The 11519-nt window shown below is 54.0% G+C and carries 10 protein-coding genes; 7 read left to right on the top strand and 3 right to left on the bottom strand.

Translation table 11 applies throughout. The features are described from left to right. Window positions 1-332 precede the first annotated feature (332 nt). From APH28_RS06820 to APH28_RS27840, 5 genes are all read left to right on the top strand, one after another. Window positions 333-2642, top strand: a complete 2310-nt coding sequence (locus tag APH28_RS06820; protein ID WP_060508206.1) for a hypothetical protein — start codon at window positions 333-335, stop codon at window positions 2640-2642. After that, the gene (locus tag APH28_RS06815; protein WP_156340869.1) at window positions 2566-3561 is read left to right on the top strand and encodes an SUMF1/EgtB/PvdO family nonheme iron enzyme; all 996 of its coding nucleotides are present in this window, start codon (window positions 2566-2568) and stop codon (window positions 3559-3561) included. The genes APH28_RS06820 and APH28_RS06815 overlap by 77 nt, the downstream gene beginning before the upstream one ends. A gap of 314 nt (window positions 3562-3875) precedes the next feature. Then, window positions 3876-4892, top strand: coding sequence for an SUMF1/EgtB/PvdO family nonheme iron enzyme (locus APH28_RS27850; RefSeq protein ID WP_218186516.1), 1017 nt, complete (start codon window positions 3876-3878; stop codon window positions 4890-4892). A 172-nt stretch (window positions 4893-5064) separates the two neighbouring features. Next, on the top strand, window positions 5065-6063 hold the full coding sequence (locus APH28_RS27845; protein ID WP_177334233.1) for an SUMF1/EgtB/PvdO family nonheme iron enzyme: 999 nt from the start codon (window positions 5065-5067) through the stop codon (window positions 6061-6063). A gap of 207 nt (window positions 6064-6270) precedes the next feature. Next, window positions 6271-7293 carry an SUMF1/EgtB/PvdO family nonheme iron enzyme gene (locus tag APH28_RS27840; protein WP_177334232.1) on the top strand — a complete coding sequence of 341 codons (1023 nt, stop codon included), beginning with the start codon at window positions 6271-6273 and terminating at the stop codon, window positions 7291-7293. A gap of 538 nt (window positions 7294-7831) precedes the next feature. Here APH28_RS27840 and APH28_RS06800 read toward each other — a convergent pair. Both APH28_RS06800 and APH28_RS06795 read right to left on the bottom strand, forming a co-directional pair. After that, window positions 7832-8116 (bottom strand): pyrimidine/purine nucleoside phosphorylase, encoded by a 285-nt coding sequence (locus tag APH28_RS06800; protein WP_060508202.1) that lies wholly within the window; start codon window positions 8114-8116, stop codon window positions 7832-7834. 77 nt (window positions 8117-8193) lie between these two features. Beyond that, complete coding sequence (locus APH28_RS06795) at window positions 8194-8745, bottom strand: exonuclease domain-containing protein (RefSeq protein ID WP_060508201.1); 552 nt, start codon at window positions 8743-8745, stop codon at window positions 8194-8196. Window positions 8746-8908: 163 nt separating this feature from the next. On the opposite strand from APH28_RS06795, the gene APH28_RS06790 reads away from it, so the two are divergent. Together APH28_RS06790 and APH28_RS06785 are read left to right on the top strand one after the other, a co-directional pair. Then, a complete protein-coding gene (locus tag APH28_RS06790) occupies window positions 8909-9709 on the top strand; it encodes an ABC transporter substrate-binding protein (RefSeq protein ID WP_060508200.1) in 801 nt (266 codons plus the stop codon). A gap of 65 nt (window positions 9710-9774) precedes the next feature. Next, window positions 9775-10788, top strand: a complete 1014-nt coding sequence (locus APH28_RS06785; RefSeq protein WP_060508199.1) for a GNAT family N-acetyltransferase — start codon at window positions 9775-9777, stop codon at window positions 10786-10788. Window positions 10789-10902: 114 nt separating this feature from the next. Here APH28_RS06785 and APH28_RS06780 read toward each other — a convergent pair whose 3' ends face one another. Then, window positions 10903-11433: an RNA polymerase factor sigma-70 gene (locus tag APH28_RS06780; protein WP_060508198.1), complete on the bottom strand. Its 531-nt coding sequence runs from the start codon at window positions 11431-11433 to the stop codon at window positions 10903-10905. Window positions 11434-11519: the final 86 nt, after the last annotated feature.

The following is an 11519-nucleotide window of genomic DNA, read 5'->3' as shown; positions in this document are numbered from 1 at the left end:
ATTCTTCTCCTTTCGGCGCCAAGTTGTCGCAGAGGAGTTGGGAAATGCAGTTTCCGTTCAGGGGTCGTTATGTCTGAAACCGCACGCTTGATCTTCAACCATAGCCAACACATCCATGGTGATGCCTCTGCGGACTTCGTATGGGGTGATAACCGGGCTCATGCGTCTGTCCGCTTCCTGCTATGAAACCACCCTGGAACCACACCTGGCCCCGCTCGGGTGTGGCAAGCAGTACTGCGTCTACCAGCCCCCGCCTGTTGGCAGAAGATGGTAGCGAGGGCTACTCGTTACGAGCTTGATTCACAGGCTCTCAAACTGACGATGGAGTGAACATGGAGTCCACCAACGATAGCCAGGCAGAAGCACCGCACGCAGAAGAAGTGACCAGTAGAGAGGGCACTGTAGTGGTTGCCTACCACAAAGCCGCGCAGTGCTACTTCCGCCCCGACACCGAAGAACTGGTATTCCTTGCCGGCATGGAGGCCGGCAGGTTTGAAACGCACTGGCGTGGCATGCAGGCCAGCATCAGCAACTTCCACGAGGCGCAAGCCAGGTATCAGGAAGTGCTTGAGGCCTACATGGCCGGTTCGCTGAAAGGCCTTTCGGCGCTGGCGCGGGACCAACACGAAATCGCAATTGCCGCTGCCGAAGACAATGTGGATCAACAGCGCAAGGCGATACACGAGAAGCTGGGCATGTTCTCGCAAAACGGCATGGCCTACGAGGACGTGGTCGAGCTGCTGCCGATCAGCGGCCAGAACAGCAAGGGCAAGCGGGGCAAGAAGCCCATTCGCTATGCCTATGTGAAAAAGAGCTTTTACGACGCAAACAAGCAGGGTGGAAAGCTAAGCAGCAAGTCGCTCAAGGCCAAAGATAAGAAAACCGGCCAGCAGAGCTTTATCCGCAAGGACAAACGCGGCAATACCCGCATTGATACGCAGCTGTTACGGCAACAGTTGCAGAACCTGGAGTGGCCGAAGCTGAAGCTTGAACTGGCCGACGTGCTGAAGTGGACCGGTGCTGACTTCAACCCGGAGGACTTGCAAAAGGACCTGACGCTGTTCGACTGGGCGGACAGCTGGAACGAAAGTGCAACGACCAGCGGCGCGCTGTTTGGTAGCGAGAACATCGATTTTTCGGCCGGCGCCCAGTTCATGCGCCTTGTTTCCAACGTGGGCGCCAGTGCCGAGTTCGACCCCGCCAAGGGCCAGGCAGCGGTCAATGTCGGTGCCAAGGCCAGCTTCTCCATCGCCTCGGCAACGGTTAGCACTCAGGCCTACGTACCGGATCGCCTGGGCTGGTCGCTGGCCTACGCCCACGGTGAAGGCCAAACCTTCGACATGGGCCGGATGCGCCTGTTGATCGAACCGGAGCTGACCGGCTTCATCGGTGCGTCGGTAGTGCTGGAAGGCCAGTTGCAGGTGGTGGTCAAAGGCGACAAGCAGATGCTGGCCGGCCAACCGGGTGGGCGGCTGCCGCGCTTCGAAACGCGGCGCACCAAAGCAGCTGTGTTTCACCAGCAGATGGACGCCGAAGACGAGGGACTGAAGTTTACCGGTCAGGCATTTGCAGGGGCTCGGGCAGAGGGCAGCCTGAAAGGCAGTTTGCAGTGGTTGAAACCGGCAGGGCCGATCGACCCGGAGCACTGGACAGCGACCAGGCTGACGTCCAGTGGCAAGTTCACAGACTTTTGCACGATTGCGCCGAATATAGGCGGATTGGCAGGCGTTGGCGCGAGTGGAAAGTTTCACTGCACGTTCATTAACGGCAAGTTTTGCTTTCATGTTGCTGCCAGCCTGTGTTGGGGCTACGGGGCAAAGGGCGGGCTTATTTTTGAGGTGGGTACTAACTCGATTGCGGAGTTTGGTGCGTGGTTGGTCTATCAGCTTCATCAGTTGGATTATGGGTTCTTTTCTGTTGTTGATGAAGACGCTTTTGGTATTTATAGCAGACTCTGCGTGCTCGGTTTTGCCAGTGTTGGTTTTAATATGTATCGCCAATATTCTGAAACGGCTAATGACTTGAAGGGCGTGCTTGAGGGTCTAGGAGATAGATTGCGCGTATTAGCAGATAGCTCGGTGAAGCATATTGAATCTTCCAGGCAAAGGAATGCCTTGGCAGAAAATACAATATCCCGGCGCTTGGAAATGCTGGCGTTTACTCCGGAATCTAAAGGTATTCTGATTTATTTGTTGACCAGGCATAGCAAATGGGACGTTCTTGATCCTGATAATCGCGGTGTTGGTGTGATGCTTGATATATATCAGCGGCGAAAGGAAGCAGTTGTCTGGGTTTTGAGAAGTATTCAAACTCTTGCAGAGTGGCGCAAAGTTCTCTGTCGGGTGACGGTTGATGGGCATAGTCGGGCCGGCAATGGGGACGAAGCGATTGTCGAAGAAAAACAAGAGCGAGGTTTAGTAGAGTTTCTGCAGCTTGGCTTAAATCGCGATGATGATCTGCGCAAAGCAAAGGATGAGTTGTATTCCGTTCGGCAGTGCATCAGGGCGGAAAGTAATGTGGGCTATGCGCTTGCGATGAATAATACTGAGTATTACAGGCTCAATAGTGGCATTAATCCAAGTTATCCTGATCGATGCGACTTTGGCTTGGGATGTCGAGAAGTTGACTTTAGGTGGAGTTGATAAGATGAGGGTCGCTATATTTGTGCCGTCCGTTCTAATTCTTGCGATGTTGGGCGCTTGTGGTCAGGGAGTCGGCGATGATGACTTGAGTGTGTCGAGCGCTGAACTTGGAGAGGTAGAAGATTTTGTTAGAGAGATAGTTATGCGTCAGGTTTTCGTTGATGGGGGGGAGTTTTTGATGGGGGATTTTGGTGTCGAATTTGGAGAGCAGAAGATTCAGTACGATACTCATAAGCATAGTAAGCCTCTGCATCCGGTGAAGTTAAGTGGCTTTTCGATTGCGCGCTTCAAGGTGACGAATGAGGAATATCAGTTTTATTTAAAAGCTAATGGTCTTCTCTTGCCTGCGGAAGATGCGGAGAGTACAGACTCTAGGCGTCTAACGGTTTTGAGTGCTGACCCTACATTGCCTGCGCATGTAGATTGGTATCAGGCTGACAACTACTGCAATTGGTTGGGAGCTATAAGTGGGTTGCCTTTCTCATTACCTACTGAAGCACAATGGGAGTTCGCGGCGCGGAGCAGGGGGCAGTTTCTTGCCGTAGCTACAGATGATGGGGCCTACAAAATAACCGATGAGCTTTACAATCGAGATGGCAGTGGTGGTCCGCAAGGCATAAATATATCAACATCGCGAGACCGAAAAGAGTTTGCCAAGGCTCTGGGGTGGAAGTCAGATCTATTGGTATCTCTACCGGTTGATCGTTTTCCACCCAACCCCCTCGGACTGTACGGCATGTCTGATAATGGCTATGAGTGGGTCAGTGATTGGTACGATCCTGATTATTACAGCAAATCTCCTGAGTTGAATCCTCAAGGGCCTAGTGCGCCCGTTTACCAGGGTCGCGACACGGATAACAAGTTCGCCAAAGTAATGCGGGGCGCTGATTATGCCAATGCGCAGTGGGGGGCGGAGTAAATGTTCATCGATATTATTCCAATCCAGACGTAACGAGGCAGGAAAAATGGCGGGATAAAGTTGTTCTCTCCATCTCCAATAAAACTGCTCGCTGCGTCGTAAACAGCACTGTTCCTGTCAATTGAGGTTAGATCGTCAGGTTCGCGAATGTGCTAGGGCGATGATGGTGTTTGCGATGAATGAAACGGAATGCTAGAGGCTGAATTGCGGTGTTAACACAAATTTTCAGGTCGCAAAAGATTTAGACCCTTGGGCGATGAATTTGATTTTAGGTGGGGAGAGGGATGAGGGGATATCTAAGTATCGGTCTTGTCATGATGGCTACTTTTCTTGGCGGGTGCGGCCAGGAAGTTAAAAGCAATGTGGCTACTGATCCGCAAGTTGATCCTGAAAAGCTTGCAGTGTTTATTGAGAAGGTTATTGAGCGGCAAGTTTATGTTGAGGGTGGTAAATACCTGATGGGTGATTTTGGTGCTGAGTATGGATCGGAAAAATTTCAATATGATACCAATACAAACAGTAAGCCGGTTCACGAGGTGGAGCTTAGTAGTTTTTCTATGTCGAAATTTAAGGTGACGAACGAGGAGTATGATTTTTATTTGATGGCAAATCAGATGCCATTAATCGACATTGAAGGTGAAGGTGTGGATTATAAATATTTCATGCTCATGCGCAGTGAGAAAAAACTTCCTGCACATGTCGATTGGTACGAGGCTGAAAAATACTGTAGTTGGCTTGGCGCTGTAAGTGGTCTTCCATTCTCACTGCCTACTGAAGCCCAGTGGGAATTCGCAGCTAGGAGTAGAGGGAAGTTTCTCGCGGTTGCCACGGATGACGGTACTTACAAGATCACCGATGGGTTCTACAATCGCGACGGAAGTGGAGGGCCGCAAGGTATCAATATTTCTACGACCAGGGATCGTAAAGAGTTTGCCAAAGCATTGGGTTGGAAAGTTGATAGCCTGATATCACTCCCGGTTGATCAATATCCACCCAATCCATTGGGGCTGTATGCGATGTCTGACAACGGCTTTGAGTGGGTGAGTGACTGGTATGATCCCGATTATTACCGCACCTCTCCTGTGTTGAACCCACAGGGGCCACCTGCGCCTGTTTATAAAGGAGAAGAAACGGCTAACAAGTATGCCAAAGTCATGAGGGGTGTTGATGTTGCTGATGCGCGATGGGGAGGAGGTTTTAATGTTCGGCGCCGGTACAGTCCCCCTGATGCAACCACAAAAAATTTGTTTCGGGATAAAGATATTCGCATAATTACCGATAAAACCGCTCGGTGCGTCGTAAATAGCCCTGTTCCTGTAAGTCGAGGTTAGATCGTCAGGTTCGCGGATGTGTCAGGGCGAAAATGGCGTTTGCGATAAGTGGAACGGAATACTACAGGCGTAAATAACGCTGTTAACCCAATTTTCCTGATCGTTGCAATTTTGGCCTTGACTGCGGTGAATTTGATTTTAGGTGGGGGGAAGTATGAGGGCGTATCTGAATATGAGTATCGTTTTGGTCGCTTCAGCTATTGGTGGGTGCGGCCAGGAAGTCAGCAGCAATGTAGCTAGTGTTCCGCAAGTGGATCCTGAAAGGGTTGAGGCTTTTGTTGAGAAGGTAGTCGAGCGGCAGGTGTATGTTGAGGGTGGCAAGTACCTGATGGGGGATTTCGGTGCTGAGTATGGTTTGGAGAAAATTCAATATGATGCTGATGTGAACAGTAAGCCGCTTCATGAGGTTAAGCTCAGTAGTTTTTCCATGTCGAAGTTCAAGGTGACGAATGAGGAGTATGATTTTTACCTGCTGGCAAATCAGCTGCCTTTTGATGGTGTGGAGGATAAAATTGCAGAGTATACAAACTCCAAGCGCATGCGCAGTCATCCGCAGTTGCCTGCACATATCGACTGGTACGAGGCTGAAAAATACTGCAATTGGCTTGGCGTGGTCAGTGGTCTTCCATTCTCACTGCCCACTGAAGCCCAGTGGGAATACGCCGCTCGGAGCAGAGGGCAATTTATTGCCGTCGCCACGGATGATGGTACTTATAAGGTAACTGATGAGTTCTACAATCGCGATGGGAGTGGCGGTCCACGAGGTATTAATATTTCTACGATCAGAGATCGAGAGGAGTTTTCCAAGGCTGTGGGATGGAAAGTTCAAAGTTTGACATCACTCCCGGTTGATCGTTTTCCACCCAACCCATTAGGGCTGTATGCAATGTCTGATAATGGATTTGAATGGGTGAGTGACTGGTATGATCCTGATTATTACCACACCTCTCCTGTCCTGAATCCACAGGGTCCACCTGCGCCCGTTTATAAAGGAGAAGATACGGATAATAAGTATGCCAAGGTCCTGCGGGTGTTGATTACGCCAACGCGCAATGGGGCGGAGGCTTTAATGTTCGGCGCCGATACGATCCCCCTGATGCAACCACGAAAAGTATGTTTCGGGATGAGGGTTTTCGGGTGGTTACCGACAAAACCGCTCGTTGCGTCGTAAATAGCCCTGTTCCTGTCAATTGAGGTTGGATCGTCAGATTCACGGATTTTTCAGGACGAGAGCACTGAGGGCGTTTGCAATAAGTAGAGCGGGATACTACAGGCTGAATCACGGTGTTAATCCAGATTTTCCTGAGCGCTGTAGTTTTGGCCCTGGTTGCAGTGAATTTGATTCTAGGTGGGGGGAAGTATGAGGGCGTATCTGAATATGAGTCTCGTTTTGGTCGCTTCAGCTATTGGTGGGTGCGGCCAGGAAGTCATCAGCAATGTAGCTAGTGTTCCGCAAGTGGATCCTGAAAGGGTTGAGGCTTTTGTTGAGAAGGTAGTCGAGCGGCAGGTGTATGTTGAGGGTGGCAAATACCTGATGGGGGATTTCGGTGCTGAGTATGGGCCGGAAAAAATTCAATATGACGCCAATGTAAATAGTAAGCCGCTTCATGAAGTGGAGCTTAGTAGCTTTTCCATGTCGAAATTTAAGGTGACAAATGAGGAGTATGGATTTTATTTGATGGCAAATCAGCTGTCATTAGCAGATGTCGAAGATGAAGATGTGGATTATAAATATTTCATACTCATGCGCAGTGAACAAAAACTTCCTGCACATGTTGATTGGCATGAAGCTGAAAAATACTGTAGTTGGCTTGGCACTGTAAGTGGTCTTCCATTCTCACTGCCTAATGAAGCCCAATGGGAGTACGCCGCTCGGAGCAGAGGGCAATTTCTTGCGGTCGCCACTGATGATGGTACTTACAAGATAACCGATGAGTCGTATAACCGTGACGGAAGCGGAGGGCCGCAAGGTATCAATATATCTACGATCAGAGACCGAGAAGAGTTTGCCAAGGCATTGGGTTGGAAGGTTGATGGTCTAATATCGCTCCCGGTTGATCAATTTCCACCCAATCCATTGGGGATGTATGCGATGTCTGACAATGGATTTGAGTGGGTAAGTGACTGGTATGATCCAGATTATTATCGCACTTCTCCTGTGTTGAATCCACAGGGGCCACCTGTGCCTGTTTATAAAGGCGAAGAAACGGGTAACAAGTATGCCAAAGTCATGCGGGGTGTTGATTATGCAGATGCGCGATGGGGTGGGGGATTTAATGTTCGGCGCAAGTACGGTTCCCCTGATGCAATCAGGAAGAATATGATTCTGGATGAGGATAGTCGCATGATTACCAATAAAACCGCTCGTTGCGTTGTAAATAGCACTGTTCCTGTCAGTTGAGGTTAGATCGTCAGGTCTGCGGATGTTTCAGGACGAGAACGCGCAATATAAGCGATAAATACGTCAAGGTGGTGAGGGGTGTTGATTATGCTAACGCATAATGGGGGAGTATTTAATGTTCGGCGTCGGTATTATACTCCAGATGCAACGAAGCAGCGTTTGTTGCGGGAGGGGGACATCCGCGTGATGACCGATAAAACCGCTCGCTGCGTCGTGAATACCCTGTCCCTGCCAGTCCAAGATAAAACCCAAGTGGATGTGCAAACGTGCAGCTTGTCCAGGCGCACACGGTCGGTTTGTTGAGTTGCGGTGTTTTATCAACAGTTGTAATCGCAGGTCGAGGCGCTGAGTCTTGCTGGTGAGGCTTTTGCTGGCGCTTGAATGCAAGGCATCCTGAAGGGTAATGCCAGTCAGTAAAGGCACATTGGGGCCGCTAGGCAGCCCCAAATTGCTTAACTGATTTACCTGAAGATAGTTAGCAGGGGTTGAAGCCAACAGGGCCGATTGACCCTGAACACTCTCACCCTGCTTGGGCAGATTAATCGCGGTACTCGCACAGGTAAGCGGTATCCACCTTCACCTGCAGCTGGAATTTGCTGTCGGCCGGTACGTTGAACTTGTCACCAGCGTTAAAGGTTTCCCAGTTGTCGCTGCCCGGCAATTTCACGGTCAGGGCGCCGGACACCACGTGCATGATCTCGCGTTTGGCGGTGCCGAACTCATATTCGCCCGGGGCCATCACGCCCACAGTGGCAGGGCCATCTGCGCCAGCAAAGGCGATCGACTTGACGGTGCCGTTGAAGTACTCGTTGACCTGGAACATGGGCGACTCCTGAAAGAATGGGGGGCGAAAAAAGGGCTGGCCAGTATGCCCAAGCCCATTCGCCCCGTCATCTGCTTTCAAGTGCCGTTCGCGGGCAGGCTCAAGGGCAGCAGGCGCGCAGTGTTGCGGGCATCTTCCAGGGCCCGGTGCTGTTGCCCACAGAAGTGCATGCCCGCCAGTTGCAGCGCACCATTGAGTCCGGCCGGGCGCTGCAAGTGGCGGGCCTTGGCGAAGCGCTGCTTGAGGTTGATGTGCGGCAGCTCGCGCAGCAGGCTGTCGACCGCATGCTGGCGCCACTCCTGCAGCAGCTGCTGGCGGTCGTAGTCGCCCCAACTGACCCAGGCCTGCAGCTGCCCGCGATGGTGCCCCAGCCAGCGCTCGAAATGCGCCCACACCTCAGGGAAGGCCGCGGCACTGTCGACGCTGGCCTGGCTGATGTGCGTCAGCTCGCGGCAGAACGGTGTCAGCTGCGGCCGCCGCCGGGGCCGCACGAAGCGCTGGAAGTGGTCTACTTCACGGCCTTCGCGGGTCACCAGGCTGGCGCCGATTTCAATGATTTCCATCTCCGTGACCGGCCAGCCACCGTCATCGGTGGTGGCTTCCAGGTCGATCACCAACCAGTGGCCCATACCAGGCTCCCTCGCCATACATGCCAAAGCAGCGTAGCCAATGTCTGGCCACACGGCATCCTTTGGCAAAATGCCCTCACTTTGGCATAACCAGCAGTTGTGCCGTGCCAGGAAAACGCCTAGCTTAGGCGCATCCAGGTATGAACCGTGATGAGCGTCCGCTTTGACTCCAGCGCCCGGCCTGAAGGCAATTTCCACCCTGTTGATGCTGGCTGCAGCCTGGCTGGCGGTGCCAGCGTGGGCCGCCGAGGCCATCGACGTGAAGATCGGCGCCGCACATTTCCCGCCTTATACCGTGCGCCCGGAGCAGGGCGCCGACACCGGTTTGCTGCCCCAGCTGGTCGAAGCCCTGAACCGCCTGCAGCAGGATTACCATTTCGTCCTGGTACCCACTTCCATTCAGCGGCGTTTTGGTGATTTCCAGCAAGGCCGCACCGACATGGCGATCTTCGAGAACCCCGAATGGGGCTGGCAGCAGATCCCCCACCAGACGGTGGACATGGGCCTGGAGGATGCCGAAGTGTTCGTCGCCAGGAAGGCCAATGGCCTTGATCAACATTACTTCGATAGCCTGGGTGGCAAGCGCCTGGCACTGTTCAACGGTTACCACTACGCCTTCGCCAACTTCAACTCCGACCCCAACTACCTGCGCAAGACCTACAACGCGACCCTGACCTACTCCCATGACAGCAACCTGCTGATGGTCCAGGCCGGCCGTTCCGACATTGCCCTGGTCACGCGCTCGTACCTGAGCGACTTCCTGGCCCGCAACCCTGGCAGCCTCGACAAGCTGATTGCTTCGCAGCGCATCGATCAGCTTTATCACCACTACGCCCTGTTGCGCCCCGGTTCACCGATCAGCGATCGCAAGTTCGCCCAGCTGATGGATGACTTGCGCAATAGCGGTGAACTGACGCGTATCTTTCAGCCCTACCGCATCACCGTCGCTGCGCCGAACGACTAAATTCCACCGGTAGGGGCACGTCATCAAAGGTGAGCCTTTCTTCCCTATTGCCGTGAGCCAATACCATGCCGTTCGATGCCGCTTCGCAGCCCTTGTCATTGCCACGCTGGCGCAGCCTGAAAGCCGAGGAGGGCGACGGTTGGCTGAGCCTGACCCTCGAAGGCCGGCCTTTGATCCTGGTGCGCCTGGCCCCGGGCGATACGCTGCAAGTCCATGTGCAGAACCTGTGTTCGGAGCGCCCACAGCAAGCGGTGTGGGCGGCGTGCTACTGGCTGCTGTCCCGTGAACCGGCGCGCCAGCGCCTGGTTGTGCATCTGTCCGAGCGCCTGCCCGAGGCATTGGCCAGTGGTTTGCTGTTGGCCACTGAGCAGTCGGGTGTCTACCTGTGCGAACGCGCATTGTTCTGGCAGTTGTCACAGCCGTGGCTGGGCGCCTCGGCAGGGGGTGTCTACCCGCAACAGATGCAATTGAGCAACGGCAAGCGCCACCCGCGCCGGGCACCCAAGCCGCGTGGCGAGGTGTATCGCCGCTTCGATGCGCGCCTGGGCGCCTGGGTATCGCTGCGTACCCTGGAAATCGACCAGGATCTCGAGCGTTTCAATCGCTGGCAGAACAACCCGCGGGTAGAGCAATTCTGGCAGGAGGCAGGCTCGCTGGATCAGCACCGCGAGTACCTGAGCAAGCTTGAGGCCGACCCACATGCCTTGACCCTGATCGGTTGCTTCGATGACCAGCCGTTCGCCTACTTCGAGGCGTACTGGGCCAAGGAGGATCGCATTGCGCCGTTCTATTCGGCCGACGATTACGACCGAGGCATTCACATGCTGGTGGGGGAGGAGGCGCACCGTGGTCCGCACAAGGTCGCCAGCTGGATGTCAGCGCTGGTGCACTACTTGTTCCTGGACGACCCGCGCACCCAGCGCGTAGTGGCTGAGCCGCGTGCCGACAACGGCAAGATGATCGGTTACATGCACGACCAGTGCTTCCATTGCGACAAGGAATTCGACTTCCCGCACAAGCGTGCGGCTTTGATGATTCTGGGGCGGGAGCGGTTCTTCGAGCGCTGCAAGCTGGTCTGAATTCGCGTCGCCTGCTTCGCGGGCGCGCCCGCTCCCACAGGTGACGCGCAGGCCCCTGGCTCAGCGCAAAGCTTGTGGGAGCGGGGGTGCCCGCGAAGATGGCGACGCTGTCTATCAAGTCTGCCGGTTGGCAGTCTTGCGGCAATGCACCAGGGCATCGCGAATCATGAAGTTGACCAGGGTCGGCGAGACCCCCAGCTCCTTGGCGATGTCCTTCTGCGGCACGCCATGCAGGCGGTACATCTCGAAGGCATAGCGGGTGCGCTGGGGCAGTTCGTTAAGGGCGGCAGCGATGTGCTCGAGCGCTGCCAGGTTGATGTGCGTGGCCTCGGGCGACGCGTTCGGGATGACCACGTTCAGGCCTTCCTCTTCGCTGCCGGAGTATTTCAGCTCCATCGCCTGCTTGCGGTAATGGTCGATGGCCAGGTTGCGCACGATCTGGAACAGGTAGCTGAGCTGCGCCTTGAACGACGAGGTGATCTGTGGGGCGGCGCTGAGCCGAAAGAAGGCATCCTGCACCACATCCTCGGCGCGCGAGCGGCAGCCGGTGATGCGCGCCGCGATCTTCACGAGGATGTTGCGGTTGTCGACGAACGCCTGGAGTAATGGTGAATCGCACTTACTTGTGGATAGTTGTTCCGCCATGGAAATCACCTTGTCTCGAACGGGAAAGGGAGCACCCCATGAGGGGAAGCTTCCTACGACGTGCGACAAACTATTCAGAATGATAA

This window comes from Pseudomonas sp. NBRC 111124 (assembly GCF_001320245.1).
Classification (GTDB): Bacteria; Pseudomonadota; Gammaproteobacteria; order Pseudomonadales; family Pseudomonadaceae; genus Aquipseudomonas.
The sequence above is the reverse complement of the archived record's forward strand: the minus strand, read 5'-3'. Positions and strand labels throughout refer to the sequence as shown.